This window comes from Vreelandella sedimenti (assembly GCF_013416325.1).
Taxonomy (GTDB): Bacteria; Pseudomonadota; Gammaproteobacteria; order Pseudomonadales; family Halomonadaceae; genus Vreelandella; species Vreelandella sedimenti.
Genome location: NZ_JACCGK010000005.1, coordinates 138,791 through 154,203, shown reverse-complemented (window position 1 = coordinate 154,203; position 15,413 = coordinate 138,791). Strand labels below are relative to the sequence as shown.

General features: G+C 58.1%; 17 protein-coding genes. 13 read left to right on the top strand and 4 right to left on the bottom strand.

What is annotated here, in order from left to right; all coding sequences use genetic code 11:
- The first annotated feature begins 4 nt into the window (after positions 1-4).
- Both HZU72_RS07120 and HZU72_RS07115 read left to right on the top strand, forming a co-directional pair.
- Complete coding sequence (locus HZU72_RS07120; protein ID WP_022522620.1) at positions 5-331, top strand: nuclear transport factor 2 family protein; 327 nt, start codon at positions 5-7, stop codon at positions 329-331.
- Positions 331-1,104, top strand: a complete 774-nt coding sequence (locus HZU72_RS07115) for an SDR family oxidoreductase (protein WP_022522619.1) — start codon at positions 331-333, stop codon at positions 1,102-1,104. Before HZU72_RS07120 ends, HZU72_RS07115 begins: the two co-directional genes overlap by 1 nt.
- Positions 1,105-1,128: 24 nt before the next feature.
- Here the strand turns inward: HZU72_RS07115 and HZU72_RS07110 are convergent, their stop codons facing one another.
- The 3 genes from HZU72_RS07110 to HZU72_RS07100 form a co-directional block, all read right to left on the bottom strand.
- Complete coding sequence (locus HZU72_RS07110; RefSeq protein ID WP_022522618.1) at positions 1,129-1,587, bottom strand: hypothetical protein; 459 nt, start codon at positions 1,585-1,587, stop codon at positions 1,129-1,131.
- A gap of 8 nt (positions 1,588-1,595) precedes the next feature.
- On the bottom strand, positions 1,596-2,714 hold the full coding sequence (locus HZU72_RS07105; RefSeq protein WP_235976019.1) for a DUF3541 domain-containing protein: 1,119 nt from the start codon (positions 2,712-2,714) through the stop codon (positions 1,596-1,598).
- 182 nt (positions 2,715-2,896) lie between these two features.
- On the bottom strand, positions 2,897-3,856 hold the full coding sequence (locus tag HZU72_RS07100) for a LysR family transcriptional regulator (protein WP_180091162.1): 960 nt from the start codon (positions 3,854-3,856) through the stop codon (positions 2,897-2,899).
- A gap of 110 nt (positions 3,857-3,966) precedes the next feature.
- Between HZU72_RS07100 and HZU72_RS07095 the strand changes: the two genes are divergently transcribed.
- From HZU72_RS07095 to HZU72_RS07045, 11 genes are all read left to right on the top strand, one after another.
- Positions 3,967-5,076, top strand: a complete 1,110-nt coding sequence (locus HZU72_RS07095) for an ABC transporter ATP-binding protein (RefSeq protein WP_180091161.1) — start codon at positions 3,967-3,969, stop codon at positions 5,074-5,076.
- Between the two features lie 40 nt (positions 5,077-5,116).
- Complete coding sequence (locus tag HZU72_RS07090; RefSeq protein WP_180091160.1) at positions 5,117-5,815, top strand: HAD-IA family hydrolase; 699 nt, start codon at positions 5,117-5,119, stop codon at positions 5,813-5,815.
- A 1-nt stretch (position 5,816) separates the two neighbouring features.
- Positions 5,817-7,124: an NAD(P)/FAD-dependent oxidoreductase gene (locus HZU72_RS07085; protein WP_180091159.1), complete on the top strand. Its 1,308-nt coding sequence runs from the start codon at positions 5,817-5,819 to the stop codon at positions 7,122-7,124.
- Positions 7,125-7,160: 36 nt separating this feature from the next.
- On the top strand, positions 7,161-8,219 hold the full coding sequence (locus HZU72_RS07080; protein ID WP_235976018.1) for an ABC transporter substrate-binding protein: 1,059 nt from the start codon (positions 7,161-7,163) through the stop codon (positions 8,217-8,219).
- 69 nt (positions 8,220-8,288) lie between these two features.
- Positions 8,289-9,188, top strand: a complete 900-nt coding sequence (locus HZU72_RS07075) for an ABC transporter permease (RefSeq protein WP_208457991.1) — start codon at positions 8,289-8,291, stop codon at positions 9,186-9,188.
- Positions 9,185-9,973 carry an ABC transporter permease gene (locus HZU72_RS07070; protein ID WP_180091158.1) on the top strand — a complete coding sequence of 263 codons (789 nt, stop codon included), beginning with the start codon at positions 9,185-9,187 and terminating at the stop codon, positions 9,971-9,973. The genes HZU72_RS07075 and HZU72_RS07070 overlap by 4 nt, the downstream gene beginning before the upstream one ends.
- On the top strand, positions 9,970-10,818 hold the full coding sequence (locus tag HZU72_RS07065; RefSeq protein WP_180091157.1) for a GNAT family N-acetyltransferase: 849 nt from the start codon (positions 9,970-9,972) through the stop codon (positions 10,816-10,818). Before HZU72_RS07070 ends, HZU72_RS07065 begins: the two co-directional genes overlap by 4 nt.
- A gap of 13 nt (positions 10,819-10,831) precedes the next feature.
- On the top strand, positions 10,832-11,755 hold the full coding sequence (locus tag HZU72_RS07060) for a 2-hydroxyacid dehydrogenase (RefSeq protein ID WP_180091156.1): 924 nt from the start codon (positions 10,832-10,834) through the stop codon (positions 11,753-11,755).
- 55 nt (positions 11,756-11,810) lie between these two features.
- Positions 11,811-13,262, top strand: a complete 1,452-nt coding sequence (locus HZU72_RS07055) for an NAD-dependent succinate-semialdehyde dehydrogenase (RefSeq protein WP_180091155.1) — start codon at positions 11,811-11,813, stop codon at positions 13,260-13,262.
- A 211-nt stretch (positions 13,263-13,473) separates the two neighbouring features.
- Positions 13,474-14,304, top strand: a complete 831-nt coding sequence (locus tag HZU72_RS07050) for a helix-turn-helix transcriptional regulator (protein WP_180091154.1) — start codon at positions 13,474-13,476, stop codon at positions 14,302-14,304.
- 172 nt (positions 14,305-14,476) lie between these two features.
- A complete protein-coding gene (locus HZU72_RS07045; RefSeq protein ID WP_180091153.1) occupies positions 14,477-15,088 on the top strand; it encodes a LysE family translocator in 612 nt (203 codons plus the stop codon).
- On the opposite strand, the gene HZU72_RS07040 is transcribed toward HZU72_RS07045, so the two are convergent.
- Positions 15,072-15,392, bottom strand: a complete 321-nt coding sequence (locus HZU72_RS07040; protein ID WP_180091152.1) for a hypothetical protein — start codon at positions 15,390-15,392, stop codon at positions 15,072-15,074. The two genes, HZU72_RS07045 and HZU72_RS07040, sit on opposite strands and share 17 nt — an antisense overlap.
- Positions 15,393-15,413 lie beyond the last annotated feature (21 nt).

Sequence of the window (15,413 nt, the reverse complement as noted above, 5' to 3'; positions counted from 1 at the left end):
CATCATGAGTTTGTCACTGCCAGACGCGATCACTACTTACTTCAGCATCAGCAACGGTGCGGATGCCACCCACATTGCGGATTGCTTCACTCAAGATGCCTGTGTGTTCGACGAAGGCGAGACGCACCGCGGGCGACCCGCTATTCAAGCCTGGATGCGCGCCACCCGCGACAAGATTGAGTATCGCGTCGAGCCGGTCAGTGTTTCCCAACAAGGCAACACGATGGTGGTTACCGCCACCGTGACCGGCAACTTCCCCGGCAGCCCGGTTCAACTTGACCACGCTTTCCAGCTTGCCGAGTCGCAAATCCAGTCATTGGAGATCCACTAATGAACCTGAACTTGAACGGGCGACGCGTATTGATCACCGGGGGCAGCCAAGGGGTTGGCGCGGCCGCGGTGGCACTCTTTCGCGAGGAAGGCGCGCAAGTGCTAACAACCGCCCGTACTCGCCCCGCCGACCTGCCCGATGAGCTGTTTGTAACCGCTGACCTGACGACGGCCGAAGGCTGTGCCACGGTAGCCGATGCGGTCAACGAACGCTTGGGTGGCGTCGATATTATCGTTCACGTACTGGGTGGTTCATCCGCCCCCGGCGGCGGGTTCGCTGCCCTTGGGGAGGAGGAGTGGCAGCAAGAGCTCGACATCAACCTGTTTCCCGCCGTGCGGCTGGATCGCGCCCTGCTGCCCGGCATGCTGGCCCAAGGCGATGGGGTGATTATCCACGTGACCTCCATTCAGCGTGAACTCCCCCTGCCCGAATCAACCACGGCTTATGCGGCTGCCAAGGCGGCGCTATCCACTTATAGTAAGAGCTTGTCAAAAGAGGTGTCACCCAAAGGGGTGCGCGTGGTACGGGTGTCGCCGGGCTGGATCGAGACGGAAGCCGCCGTTGCGCTAGCCGAGCGGATTGCCCAAGAGGCAGGCACCGATTACGCAGGCGGCAAGCAGATCATCATGAATTCGCTGGGTGGCATCCCGATTGGCCGCCCTTCGAAGCCTGCAGAAGTGGCCAACTTGATTGGGTTTCTGGCATCACCGCTGGCGGCCACTATTACGGGAACGGAGTACGTGATCGATGGCGGCACTGTGCCCGTCGCTTGAGGGCGATGGTGAAATGGAGATTGCCTATCTTATGGCGCGAATATCGTCGATATCGACCGGTCTTGAGAGCACCGACTTATAGCGGATCAAGTCATCCTTGAACATCAAAGGAAGCTCCAGGCCTAGTAAATTCACTGTTTCATAGCGGGCAAAATCAATATTGAGCGGCACCCAGGCCTGGCTGGCTGCATCAAAAATTTGCGCGCCGTCGGCGTTGCCAACTTCCACCTTAATGCCTTCATACTTGAACTGGACATAGGTTAAATCCCAGCCCTCTTCGCAGTAGTGCGTGGCGGGCTTGGATATGTTCGCTTGGCCAGCCTGCACCACAGCTGCAAAATGCTCGCCGGGTACGAACAGGTCAATATCGTTCAACGCTCGTTTAGATCCATACCCCTTTGCTGCGAGCCCTCCGCAGATTTGAAAAGGGATATTTCTGTCTCTCAGTAATCCCACTACCCATTGGGCGGCTAACTGGTGCACGAATCCTCCTATCGGGCATAGGCCTGCTGGCTACTTTCTAACACGTCCGCCTCACCAAGGCCCGGCCAGCAATGGTTACTCGGCTGAGCGCTCGCCAAGCATGTCCGAGCGGGGCCGGGATGCAGGCGGCCCGGCCAGCGCAACACCATTATTGCCAGAACGTTGCGGTGTTCACCACCCGCCAGCCCCTTTTCCCCAGTGGCCGTGGGGATGATGCCGCTGGTCGGGTCTACCCCCGCCACCAGCGCCTCACGCACCCGGCCCACCAGCGGGTGATCCTCGCGGTCGGCAAGCAGGAAGGCCAATGCCACCTCGGCATGGATGTCGGCCGTGGCCCGGGCCATGATGCCGGTCGTCTCCCGCTCCAGCGCTTCCAGCACCCAAGCGTGCACCTCCGGGTCTACCTTCCGCTGGTAGTATCGGCTGTCAGCGATGACGAAGTGGGTCAGGCCATATAGCCAGTTATGGTACTCGGCGTCGTCGAGCTCGGCGACTCGATCAGGCGGGTAGTGGCGTCGGAAGGCTGCCTCTACCTCCCGGCGCAGGTCCATCACGCCGAGCTGGTGCAGGAAGTACGCTTGGTTGGCCACCTGAGCGGCATAGATCCCGATCACCGCGGGGTCGGTCAAGAAGGCCGCCCAGTCAACCTCTGCCTGGTAGCCCAGCGCCCGCTCGTGGTTCTCAATGGTCGGCAGCAGGCCGTAGTACTCGGCCTGGATCAGCCGGAACAGCAGCCCCCGGGCGAAGGCGATTTCCCCCCACTCACACAGCATGGCGCGCCGGGCGCGCTGCTTGGCCGTGCGCTGCGAGTAGTTGGCAACGATCGCCCGGCTGCGGGCAGCCGCGTACCCGGGCTTGGCTAGGCCGACGATGTCCTCCTCGAGTCGCGTCAGTAGACGCTCGCCGTAGGCATGATTGAGAGGCCGCCAGCGCTGCTCGCCCGTCAGGCGGTAGAGCCGCTGGGCAAAATGGCGCTGCTTGTCCTCGGACAGCGTCGGCAGCGCCCGCTCGTAGACCTCCTGGATGGCCAGTCCGACGTCGCGCTGGACGTCACGCTCCGCATGCGGCTCCATGGCGGCGCAGCCAGCCAACGCCAGCACCATCATCAGTGAAAAGAGCTTTTTCATGACGGCCCCTTGGTGGTGTTCACTATCGATAGGCCATCATTGCACATTCGATTAGCAATTATGTATAAGCATCCGTGGCGCTACCGATTGGGTTTGTGCATGTGTGGCGGCCGCTTACCAGCGCTTAGCACCCACGTACTATCTATTGAGTTGCTGGTGGGCGGCTTTTATCGACTGAAAAATCAGAAGTCCTTAGCCAGAAAGGATTCAAGCTTCAACTCGGGATACTGCTTCGACACATTCGCAACGTCATTGCGGGTTTCTGCAATTATCCACTCACGCACCTGCTTGGCTGCGGCGCTTAGCGGCTTTTTGCGTGAGTGAACCAGGTGGCATAGCCGCTCGGTGGCAATCGCGGTTGGTGTGGCGGGAACCAGCGAGCCGGTCTCTAGCCAGTGGGATGCAATATTCAGCCAGCCGATAGCGATACCCTGGCCCAGCAGGGCCGCCTGGATCACGACGGCATAGTCCGAAAATACCAGCGAGTGAGTGGTTCCATAAGCTTGCAGATGAAAATTGGGCAAAAGCTCAAACCAGTCTATGCGGCTGTCGCTGAGGCTAATCAGGGTGGTGGAGACATCGATGCCGGACGATTCGAGTTGCTGCTTTCGATAGGCCGGACTGCAGACCGGCACCAGTATCTCCGGCAGTATCAACGAGGCGTCGTGCAGGATGTCCTCACCCGTGACGAAGCGAATCCCCAGGTCAACATCCTCGACCGAGCCGCTGACCGCCCCCGATATCAGTTGAAAGCGCAGATCGATATGGGGTAGCTGCGCCTGCAGCCTGTGCATGCGCGGCATGAGCCAGTGGGTGGTGAAGGCGGTTGACACCGATAACGTGACGGTTTCAAGCCCGGTGCTGCGCGCCCGGATTTCCTGAATCGCCGCTTCGATATTGTGAAAGCCGTCGATCACCCCTTGATAAAGTATCTCGCCACTCTCTGTCAGCACGGTCTTGCCGGGGGTCCGCAAGAACAGTTTGACCTCCAGATACTCCTCCAAAAGTGCAAGCATACGGCTGACCGCCGGTTGGGTAACCCCCAGTTCGGCGGCGGCTTTTGTGAAGTTACCGCAGCGGGCCGCTGATTCAAAAACAAACAGGGCGTTGGCGCTGGGTAGTTGTCGGCGCAATGTTGGCATAACTTGAGCTTATGATAACACCAAGATTTTCGCAATTGTCCCCGGGCATCTTATCTGCTGTACTCAATGTCAACCGATAGGCATCACAACAATGAAAGGTGATAAATCCTATGGATGAGCGAGATAGCGTGGGTGTCTCCATACGTTCAATCAGTAAGCGGTATGGCAGCACGGAAGCCCTGAAGGACATAACTTTAAATATTGAGCCAGGTGAATTCATGTCGCTGCTGGGCCCTTCGGGCTCGGGAAAAACGACCTTGCTTGGCGCCTTGGGCGGGTTCGTCATGCCGTCATCAGGGTCGGTATGGGTCGGTGATCAGGACATGACCTACATGCCGCCCCACAAGCGAAATATCGGCATCGTTTTTCAGAGTTATGCGCTCTTTCCTCACATGAGTGTTGGCGAAAACGTCGCTTTTCCCTTGCGGGCTCGACGCCTACCCAAGTCAACATGGCCGGAGCGAGTTAAACAGGCGCTGGCCATGGTCGAGCTTGATGGCTATCAGGATCGTGGAGTGTCTCAGCTGTCAGGCGGCCAACGGCAGCGCGTCGCCCTTGCCAGGGCGATCGTGTTCGAGCCTCGACTGATCCTGATGGACGAACCGCTATCAGCGCTGGATAAGCAGCTGCGCGAGACGATGCAGATTGAACTTCGCCGCTTACATCGCAAGCTTGGGGCCACCGTGGTGTATGTGACCCACGATCAGCGTGAGGCGCTGACCATGAGCGACAGGGTCGCGATCTTGAAAGATGGTGAGCTGGTACAGATCGGCGCTCCCGAAACGCTGCACAACAACCCTAAAGACTCCTTCGTAGCTAGCTTCATCGGCGATTCCACCCTGCTCCCGGTAACCCGTATTGATGAGCACACTGTCCAACTAGGCACTCATACGCTGCGTTCTGCCAAGCCCATCGCTCCCCATGCCGAGTTATTGCTGGCGATCCAGACCGAAAAACTGCTGATCGATGACGGACTGCATGAACCGGGCATCAATCGCCTGCCATGCCGGGTCGTGGAGGCCGTGTACCAGGGCGATAGTCTGAGACTGTTTCTCGAGCTGGAAGATGGAACCTCAATCAGCATGCGTCAGCCCAGTCACCATACGGCACTGCAAAAGATTCCACCGCTCGGCGAGCGTCTGAGCGTGGTACTGCATCCAGAGGACACCATTATCGTGCCTCGTGCGGGATGCGCCCCTCCGGCGACAAACGTCGCCTGACATAACTTCAAAGCACCTCAGAAAGGAGTCATTCACGATTATGGAACTTTCCAATTTTAAAGTTCTTACCTTCGATGTCGTGGGCACGCTGATCGATTTCGAAACCGGTGTACTGGACGCTATCCGTCGGATTGGTGGAAGTGCCGCTCAAGACCTGAGCGACAACACCATCTTCGAGGCCTACAAACGTGGGCGGGATCTCTACCCTGGCCGTTCAAGCAGTGCCATGGCAGATGTCTACCGCTCGCTGGCGGAGGAGTTGAAGCTGCCTGCCGATACGGTCTCAGCCGATGCTTTCCAACTGGCAGTGTTTCGTTGGCCCGCCTTCGAGGATTCGGTGGCGGCGCTAAAGCGCCTGCGCAAGCACTATCGTCTGGTAGCGATGACCAATGCCGACCGCACAGCGTTTTCCTGCTACTCGCATATCCTCGACAGCCCGTTCGACGATAGCGTGACCTGCGATGAAACCGGTGTGGCCAAGCCCAACCCTCAGTTCTTCGCTTACAACCGGGGTCGTCAGGCGGCCCATGGCTATAAGTTCTCGGAAATACTGCATGTCGCCCAGAGCCAGTACCATGACATCGGCATTGCCAAGGAGCTGGGTTACACCACCTGCTGGATCGAGCGTCGCCAGGGCCAGTCGGGATTCGGCGGTACACCGGAACCCGCACAGGTGACAACGCCTGACTTCCATTTCCCCACGCTGAAGGCGTTAGCCGACGCCGTGGAGAAGGTGTGACATGAGTGGGCCGCAGCCAGCATTCCAGATTGCTTCGCTTTGGCGTGATACAACACGTGTCACACCTGGCATCGCAAGCCTTTCCAGTGACAAGGTCGTTGATGTTGCCATCATCGGGGGCGGATACACGGGACTGACAGCGGCCCACCGGCTGGCCGAAAGAGGTGTCCAGGCCATCGTGGTGGATGCCAATCCTATCGGTTGGGGGGCAAGTGGTCGCAATGGCGGCGTGGTATCCGCCAAGTTCCGGCTATCGTTCCACAGCATCGCCCAGGCCCATGGTATGCCAGTCGCCACTGCCATGCACCGGCTCTGCCATGAGGCGGTGGATGAGGTGGACGCCCTGATTCAGGAGTATGACCTGGAAAGTGCCCGTTTTACGCGCTGCGGCAATCTGCGCTGCGCCCATACGGCCAGGGCGCTGGAAGCGATTACCCAGGAAGCCGAATGGATGCGGCGGGAATTGGGCGACGATTCACTGCGCTGCCTTTCCGCTGGCGAGGTGGCAGAAGAGACTGGCTCCCACGCGTTTACGGGTGGGGTGCTGGGGCTTGGGGTCGGCACCTTGCAGCCGCTCGACTATGTGCGGGGCTTGGCGGAAGGCCTTAATCGACGCCATGGCGAGATCGTTTTCGAGCGAACCCCCGCCACCCATATTCGCCGCCTGGAGGATGGTGTATGTATCACGACGCCGGGCGGTGAGATCAAGGCGCGTCAGGTGATACTGGCGACGAATGCCTATTCGGATATCACACCGGTCAGTGCTGCCATCAAGTCGCGTCTGGTTCCGTTCAGGAGCTCGATCATTGCGACTGAGCCGCTTCCAGAGGCGCTGCAGAGCCGCCTGATGATCAAGGAGAGAAGCTACGGTGAAACGCGCAGGATGATGCGCTGGTTTCGCAAGGTCGATGGCCGGGTCGTATTTGGCGGCCGAGGAGCATTCGGTAAACATGACTCCCAGGCGGCATTCGACTCTCTGCGCAAAGCCATGGTGTCGCTCTTTCCAGAGCTTGCCGATATCGGCATCGCTTACCGTTGGTCGGGGCATGTGGGCATGACGTTGGATGCTTTGCCCCATGTCGGCAGATTTGACGACAGAGTTTGCTACGCCGCCGGTTACAACGGCGCTGGAGTGGCTATGTCGACTTTACTCGGGCGTTTGGCGGCGGACTATGCCATGGGCGAAAGCCCTGACGTGGCGCTGCTTGCGGCGGAGCGGCTCCAGGCCGTTCCGCTTTACCCCTTGCGTGAAGTCGGTATTCGACTGGTAGCGGGTTACTACCAGTTCCTTGATGCAATCGGGCGCTGATTGGGCGTCGGAAGCATTTACTCAGTTGGAGATCGCATGATGAAAGATACTAACTGCTTGAAATACTTGTTTGGTTCGTCGGTAATGGTCATCGGTGCGCTTGGCGCCGGGCAAACGCTGGCAGATGGCGAAATTACTTTCGTTTCCCAGGGTAGCGCGTACCAGGATGCGCAGACGGTTTCCATCCTCGACCCAGTTGCCGAGGCATTGGGCATCACCATTCGCCAGGAAAGCGCTCCCGACGCCTGGCCGATGATCAGAACCCAGGGCACCACCGGCCAGGCGGTATGGGATGTGGTCGATACACCGCCGTTGAACTGTGTGCGGGGCGGCAATCAAGGACTGATAGAGGAGCTCGACTTCAGCCAGATTCCTAACGCCGAGTCGATGCCTGAGGAGTACAAGACGCCCTACTCGGTTGCCTACGAGTTCTACTCCAGCGTACTGGCCTACAATCCAGAGGCCTTCGATGGCAATCCGCCACAAAGCTGGGAGGACTTCTGGAATGTGGAGGAGTATCCCGGTAACCGTGCACTGCGCAACCACCCGCTAGGAACGCTCGAAGCCGCCTTGATGGCTGATGGTGTTGCACGAGAAGACCTATATCCGCTGGATGTTGACCGGGCATTCGCCAAGCTTGAGGAGATCAAACCGCATATCACCACCTGGTGGACCTCCGGCGGGCAGTCGGCACAGCTGCTCTACGATGGCGAAGTGGATATGTTGATGATGTGGAATGGCCGTGTCAGCGCCATCATCAATGAAGGCGCTGACGCTGACTTCACCTATAACGATGGGATCTTGCAGAACACGCACCTGTGCATTATCGAAGGCGCGCCCAACCAGGAGACCGCCGTCGAGTTCATCAACGCAGCCATCGCCCCTGAATATCAGGCCAACCTGCCTCTGCATATCGACTACGGCCCCGGTAATCCGGCCGCCTTCGATACGGGCAAGATTCCTGATGAGCGTGCCAGGGAGCTGCCTAGTTTCCCCGAAAATGCCGAGCGTCAGGTGTTGATGTCATACGAGTGGTGGGCTTCCTCGGCAGGTGAACAAGCGGAACGTCGCTGGCTGGAGTTCATGCAGCGATAAGCGCGTCGTTGCCGTGGCCTGCCTGCGAGTTACGGCAACGCTTGTCGATTTCCCGATAGGAGACATCCTTTGAAAGCGACCGCCATCAACAATAATTACCCTCACGTTAGTCACCGGGATGCGTCACTGGGCTATCGGCGACGCGAGCATGTGCTCATGCTGCTCCTGATGTCGCCCGCCGTGCTGGTGGTTTTCGTGCTGCTCCTCATCCCTCTTGGCTGGCTGATCGGTCAATCGTTCTATGCCGACGGTTTTTCGCTGGAGCACTATCAGCGGATCTTCACGGAAGGTATCTACTGGAATACGTTCTGGGTCACGTTTCGCATCAGCTTTATCGTGACGCTGCTGGCGCTGCTGATGGGTTACCCCATTGCCTATGCCGCGTCGATATTGCCACGGCGCTGGTCGATGCTGGTATTGGCGCTGGTGATTCTGCCATTCTGGACCAGCGTTCTGGTGAGGGCCTATGCCTGGCTGATCCTGCTGCAACGCTCAGGCGTGGTGAATGAATCCCTGTTGGGCGTAGGCCTTATCGATGCACCGCTGGCGCTGGTGCATAACGAGCTGGGCACCATCATTGCCACGGTGCATATCCTGCTGCCGTTCATGGTCTTGCCGCTTTATGCCACCATGCAGAAAATTCCCAGCGATCTGATACAAGCCGGTGCCAGTCTCGGCGGCACTCCCCTGCATGTGTTCATGAGGGTGTTCTTCCCGCTCTCTCTCAGCGGGGTTTTGGCGGGCATGACCCTAGTGTTCGTGCTGTGCCTCGGCTTCTATATCACCCCCGAGCTGGTGGGTGGAGGGCGCACGGTCATGGCCTCGATGCTGGTCAGTCGCAACATCCAGCTCTATAGCGACTGGGGTGCTGCCAGTGCAGTCAGTGTCGTGCTGCTCATCTGCGTGCTGGCCATTTTCTATGTGGTGAGCCGACTCGTCCCCCTCGAGAAGATACTGGGTGCAAAATGAACAAACTATCTTTGAGTAGAATTAGCTTTATTGGCTATGTGGCGCTGGTGCTGACTTTCCTGATCCTGCCACTGCTGATTGTCGTTCCCATGTCGTTCTCGGACAGTCGTTTTCTGTCCTTTCCGCCTAGCAGTTTCTCATTTCGCTGGTATGAAACCTTCTTCAGCAATCCAGGGTGGATGTCTGCCGCGAAGACGAGTCTGATTGTGGCGTTTTCCACGGCATTGATCGCTACACCGATTGGCGTGGCAGCGGCCTATGCCATCAATAACTCGTCCCACTGGCTTATGCGTTATTTGAAGATCGTACTTCTACTGCCATTGATCGTGCCAATCATCATCGTCGCCACTGGTGTGTTCTTCATCTACGCCTTGTCGGGGATGCTCTATACCATTCCCGGTTTGATCATGGCGGATGTGATGCTGGCGCTGCCCTATGTGATCACCGCCGTCACGGCAGGACTGCACGGTTTCGACCAGACCCAGGAGATGGTGGCCAGAAGCCTTGGCATGAATCGCTTTCGCGCGTTCATGAGCGTCACCCTGCCGCAGATCATGCCTAGCGTAATGACCGGCGCGATCTTTGCGTTCATCCAGGCGCTGGACGAAACCATGGTGGCGCTCTTCATTTCGGGCGGGCAAAACCAGCCGCTGACCGTGCGCATGTTCACCGCGCTGCGAGACGAAATCGACCCGACCATCGCCGCCATCAGCACCTTGCTGACAGCCGCTTCCTTCGCGCTGGTGTTGCTGTTGGTGCTGGCACGAAAGCAGTCACCGGCATGAATATCGACTTTCTTCCTCTGGAGGAGCGCCACCTCAACCAGGCCGTTCAGCTCTCCAACGCCGTAGGGTGGCCCCATCGGCGGTGCGATTGGCAGCGGTTGCTGACGCTGGGCAGTGGGGTCGCTGGTGTTCACAACGGTGAGCTCGTTGCCACCGGGATGCATTGGTCATTCGAGGCCAGGCTGGCAACACTGGGACTGGTCATCGTATCACCGAACTACACACATCAGGGGTTGGGTCGAAAGGTGATGGAGACATTACTGGAGGCCATCACCGCCACGCGCATCGAGCTGTATGCGACCCAAGCCGGAGCCGATCTGTACCGCTCGCTGGGTTTCAAAGAGACCGCCTGGGTGCACCAGTGCCAAGGGTGGGTTGCCGACTCAGCGGCGGGACAAGCGCTCTTCCCACTGGCCCATCCCGGGGTGAGGGGCTTCCGTGCGACCGACTACGAGACCTTGACCACCCTGGATGAACAGGCCAACGGCAGCCCACGCAGGTCACTGCTTTCCAGCCTATTGGAACAGGGAGAGGCGTTGGTGCTGGAACAGGCGGATGGTCAGTTGAGTGGTGCCGCGATTTGTCGCGATTTTGGCCATGGGTATGTCATCGGCCCGGTTATCGCGAATGAGCATGACGCCGCCAAGTGCCTGATCGAGGCTTGGCTGACCCGCCTGCCAGGCAGCTTCGTGAGGCTCGACACCCTGGATGCCGACCTGGCCGCTTGGCTTACCGGGATCGGTGTAGCCGAGGTTGATCGAATCCCTCAGATGGTCGCGGGTAGCACTCTTCCACGTGTCGGTCCTGCCAAACGCTATGCCCTGGCCAGCCAGGCCTTGGGTTGATAGGAGAACCAGCATGAGTTTCGTTTATAACGCGGATCCCGAACGGGGGCGAGAGTGGGAGCGGCTGTTCGCCCTGCACGCACCGGACATGGCATTTCACCACTGGCCAGACTATGGAAACCCCCTTGATGTTCGCTATCTGGGCACCTGGGCCCCAATCGAGGATCTGGAACGCTTCAGCAATCTGGAGGTGATCTTCTCGCTCGGCGCTGGCGTCGACCAGTTCGACCTGGATGCCCTGCCGCGCCATGTGCCGCTCGTGCGCATGCAGGAGCCCGGCATCGTTGCCACCATGCAGGAGTACGTGGCAATGGCCGTGCTTGGGCTGCATCGGGATTTATTGCGCTACATCACCCAGCAGCGTGAGCGCGTGTGGAAAACATGGCGGGTGCGCCCGGCCGCGCAACGCTGCGTGGGGATATTGGGCCTTGGCCAGTTGGGTGCAGCGGTGGCGCAGCATCTGTTGGGGTTAGGCTTCAACTGTCGTGGCTGGAGCCGCACTGCTCGCGAACTCCCTGGGGTGGAGTGCTATGCGGGGGAGGCAGCGCTGGGGCAGTTTCTCGCTGGCAGCGATATCCTCGTCTGCCTATTGCCGCTGACCGACCACACCCGAGGCATTCTTGATGCTAGGCTTTTCGCTCAATTGCCGCGCGGCGCGTCACTGATCAACGTGGGGCGCGGTGCTCACCTAGTGGATCGCGACCTGCTCTCCGCCCTGGACAGCGGTCAGCTCTCTGGCGCCGTGCTGGATGTATTCGCGCCGGAACCACCACCCGCAGATCACCCTCTGTGGCACCATCCCCGGGTTCTTTTGACGCCCCATGTGGCCAGCATGACCCAGCCGGAAAGTGCCGTGATGATGTTGCTGGACAATATTGCCCGGCATCAAGCAAACCGCGAGATGGTTGGCATCGTCGACCGCAAGCGCGGCTATTGAACGCGAGCTGATCCACCAGCCTGACTATTCCATAACAGCAAAGACAGGAATCGACATGAACCAAGCGACCACCTTTCTACGTCAGCAGTGTTATATCAATGGGGCCTGGGTCTCGGCTAGCGACGGCCGTACCGTGCCGGTACATAACCCGTCGAACGGTGAACTCATCGGCCATGTACCTAGCCTCTCCGCAGAGGAAGTGCGAACAGCCATTCAGGCGGCAGAAGCAGCAGGCTCCGGATGGGCAGCGCTTACCGCCAAGGCTCGTGCCGTCATTTTGCGCCGCTGGTTTGACCTGTGCATGGAGCAGCAAGAGGCCCTGGCACAGTTGCTGACCCTGGAACAGGGCAAGCCATTGGCCGAGGCGCGCGGCGAGATCGCTTATGGTTCGGCCTTCATCGAGTGGTTCGCCGAAGAGGCCAAGCGGGTCTATGGTGACATCATTCCCAGCACAGGCGAAGGCCGACGAATACTGGTGCTCAAGCAGCCGATTGGTGTCGTCGCCGCCATTACCCCCTGGAACTTTCCTAACGCCATGATCACCCGCAAGGCAGGCGCCGCGTTGGCAGCGGGTTGCAGCATCGTGATCAAGCCAGCCAGCGCGACGCCCTTTTCCGCCCTGGCACTGGCTGAGCTGGCCGAGCAGGCGGGCGTCCCCAAGGGGGTACTGAATATCGTCACCGGCCAGGCATCGGTAGTCGGTAACGAGCTGACCGACAACCCAGCGGTACGCAAGCTGACCTTCACCGGTTCCACCGAAGTCGGCAAACAGTTGATGCAGCGCTGCTCGAACACTGTCAAGAAGGTCTCCATGGAGCTGGGGGGAAATGCGCCCTTCATTATCTTTGACGACGCCAATCTGGACGCGGCAGTAGACGGTGTCATGGCATCCAAATTCCGCAATACCGGCCAGACGTGCGTTTGCGCCAACCGAATATTGGTGCAGGACGGTGTCTACGATGCGTTTGCCGACAAGCTTAAGGCCGCCGTAGAAGCACTTTCGGTGGGTGACGGTTTTGAGGAGGGGGTAACGCTCGGGCCGCTGATCGACGAGCGTGCCGTCGCCAAGGTGCAGGAGCATATCAACGATGCCCTGAAGGGAGGCGCCCGCTTGTTGACAGGCGGCATTGCTCACACACGCGGCGGCAACTTCCTAAACCCGGCAATTCTCACTGACGTGTCCCGGGATGCCCTGCTGATGCACGAGGAAACCTTTGGCCCAGTGGCCCCCCTGATCCGTTTCGATAACGAGAAAGATGCCATCGCCCTTGCCAACGACACTCCCTTCGGCCTGGCCAGTTACTTCTACACGGAGAACCTCGCCCGCTCCTGGCGAGTGGCGGAAGCTCTGGACTTCGGCATCGTCGGCCTCAATGAGGGCATCATCTCCAGCGAGGTAGCCCCCTTCGGCGGCGTCAAGGAGTCGGGCATCGGCCGCGAAGGCTCCAAGTACGGTATCGATGACTACGTAGAAATCAAATACCTGTGTGTGGGTGGCATTCGTTGACCGGCAAATAGTCCCTCTTTGGAGGGACTATTTTGTAGCCATGAACCAGGAGACCTGGCTGTACCTCCGGGTATAGCAGCACGCAGCCATCCCCCATCTTCTGAGTACAGCTCACCAATCTCTGCCCCACAGCCGATTAGCAATTATGTACAAGCATTCGGGTGCGGGGGTGGCATAAGCTAGGTGGTGTGACTAATCAGGAGGGGGCGGCATGAGTAACGCAAGCCGGTTTCAATTTATCAAAAGCCAGCACGTGCCAACGCTAACGGTGCTTCACGCGGCCATTGAAGATTTCAGCTACGACCGCCATGCCCACGAGGAGTATGCTTTCGGTGTGACACTGGCGGGGCGGCAGGATTTCTTCAGCGGCGGGCAGTTTCATCGTAGCCCACCGGGCAACGTTATTTTGTTCAATCCAGAGGAAGTTCACGACGGCCAACCGGGCGGAGAGCGCTCACTGGATTACTTGATGGTATATGCGCATCCCGAGCAGGTTAATGCCCTGTTTGCTGATGCTCTGGGGCACGAGCACACGGCTGGCTTTCGCTCAAATAACACCCTTGTTCAGGACATTCGGCTACGCAATGCCATTTTGGAACTGGCGCGCTTAGTCACTTCTCACTCTGGTAGCTATATCGATCAGGAGAATGCGCTTTATCAGGTAATCGAGCGAACCGTGCAACTCGGCGGGATTTCTCAGCCCAACCAGGTACTCACCCGCCCCGATGCTCTGCTGAGCCTAGCTAAAGAGTATATTCACGCCCACTTGGATACGGATATCTCCCTGGATGACATCAGCCAAGCGGCGCATATCTCCAAGTACCACTTCTTACGCCTGTTTCGTCAGCAGTACGGCATTACGCCGCATCAGTATGTGATTAATTGCCGAATCAATGCGGCTCGCTCAGCGCTAGACCTAGGCGCTTCACTAACGGAAGTCGCTTTGCGCTATGGGTTCTCCGATCTCAGCCATTTCAATCGCCGTTTTAAGCGCATTTATGGCATGACGCCCCATAAGTACCAGCGTGATATTGCACGCTAGACTCTGAACGAAAACTGGCTGCGCTCGCCAATACTGCGTTAAAAATCATCTCAAAATGCTCATTTACTCCTCGTAAACTCCGCTTTTTCGTTGATTTTTGCCTTGTCTAGCCTTCGCTCACCGACTTTTCGTACAGACCCTTACACCTAAATACCAGCATAGAGGTTTAACCATGTTAGGAATTGTCGCCTATGCCCTAGGCGCTATGTATTCGCCTGGGCCTGTGAATCTGCTTGGCTTGAATATTGGTATCAATGGGCAAGCCAGGCAGTCGGTTGGGTTTTGCCTTGGCGTGGGTACTGCGATGCTGGCGTACTTATTAGTATTGGGTTGGGCGGGTGCTGCATGGATCGATGATGAAACACTCATTGTGGTGAGTGCCTTGGGCTGCGCCTATATTGTTTATCTCGCGAGCAAGATTGCCCGTTCAAGTGTTGATATAAGCGAGCCAGACAACGCCCCAAGGCTAGTCAGTTATCGTGATGGGCTGGTCATGCAGTTGCTTAATCCCAAAGCCATTTTGGCCACCCTGCCCATTGCCACACTGCAGTTTCCTGCCGCTGACATTCATGGGCTTAGCTTAGTGTTTTGGGCATTCGGGCTATCGATGTTAGCCGCGGGCGCGCCCGGCAGCTATATCGTGATTGGCAGCGTGGTGGGCAGCCGTATTAAAAACCCAGGCGTCGTTAAGGGCTTTAATTGGCTGATGGCAGCTTTGCTGGTGGCCGTGGCGCTTTCGATTGGCGTTGAGCATGTGTGGGCACCGCTTACTGCCCGAAATTGATCCCCAGACGCAGGGCTTGTAAGCCATCGAATTCGACACTTACTTCGTCAGAGAATAAGGGATGGCCCTGCACTATCAAATCTAGCGTCGCCTGAGAGCCGCGATAGGTGACAGTTACTTCAATATTCGCAGTCGTGTTAATGGGCGCCAGCACACCATACTCAATGTTATCCACGCTAACTGCGGTGAGGCCGCGGTCATCCAACTGCTGCTGAACTTCCCGTTCAACGACAACGCCGTAATAGAAGTAAATACCGGCATAGCCAAGCGCTAACAATACAATCAGTGAAAAGAGCTTTCCCATTATTTCTCTCAGTTTTATAGA

Coding starts and splice junctions, on each gene's coding strand:
- HZU72_RS07120 (WP_022522620.1), top strand. CDS start 5: ATGAGTTTGTCACTGCCAGACGCGATCACTACTTACTTCAGCATCAGC.
- HZU72_RS07115 (WP_022522619.1), top strand. CDS start 331: ATGAACCTGAACTTGAACGGGCGACGCGTATTGATCACCGGGGGCAGC.
- HZU72_RS07105 (WP_235976019.1), bottom strand. CDS start 2,714: ATGAAAAAGCTCTTTTCACTGATGATGGTGCTGGCGTTGGCTGGCTGC.
- HZU72_RS07100 (WP_180091162.1), bottom strand. CDS start 3,856: ATGCCAACATTGCGCCGACAACTACCCAGCGCCAACGCCCTGTTTGTT.
- HZU72_RS07095 (WP_180091161.1), top strand. CDS start 3,967: ATGGATGAGCGAGATAGCGTGGGTGTCTCCATACGTTCAATCAGTAAG.
- HZU72_RS07090 (WP_180091160.1), top strand. CDS start 5,117: ATGGAACTTTCCAATTTTAAAGTTCTTACCTTCGATGTCGTGGGCACG.
- HZU72_RS07085 (WP_180091159.1), top strand. CDS start 5,817: ATGAGTGGGCCGCAGCCAGCATTCCAGATTGCTTCGCTTTGGCGTGAT.
- HZU72_RS07080 (WP_235976018.1), top strand. CDS start 7,161: ATGATGAAAGATACTAACTGCTTGAAATACTTGTTTGGTTCGTCGGTA.
- HZU72_RS07070 (WP_180091158.1), top strand. CDS start 9,185: ATGAACAAACTATCTTTGAGTAGAATTAGCTTTATTGGCTATGTGGCG.
- HZU72_RS07065 (WP_180091157.1), top strand. CDS start 9,970: ATGAATATCGACTTTCTTCCTCTGGAGGAGCGCCACCTCAACCAGGCC.
- HZU72_RS07060 (WP_180091156.1), top strand. CDS start 10,832: ATGAGTTTCGTTTATAACGCGGATCCCGAACGGGGGCGAGAGTGGGAG.
- HZU72_RS07055 (WP_180091155.1), top strand. CDS start 11,811: ATGAACCAAGCGACCACCTTTCTACGTCAGCAGTGTTATATCAATGGG.
- HZU72_RS07050 (WP_180091154.1), top strand. CDS start 13,474: ATGAGTAACGCAAGCCGGTTTCAATTTATCAAAAGCCAGCACGTGCCA.
- HZU72_RS07045 (WP_180091153.1), top strand. CDS start 14,477: ATGTTAGGAATTGTCGCCTATGCCCTAGGCGCTATGTATTCGCCTGGG.
- HZU72_RS07040 (WP_180091152.1), bottom strand. CDS start 15,392: ATGGGAAAGCTCTTTTCACTGATTGTATTGTTAGCGCTTGGCTATGCC.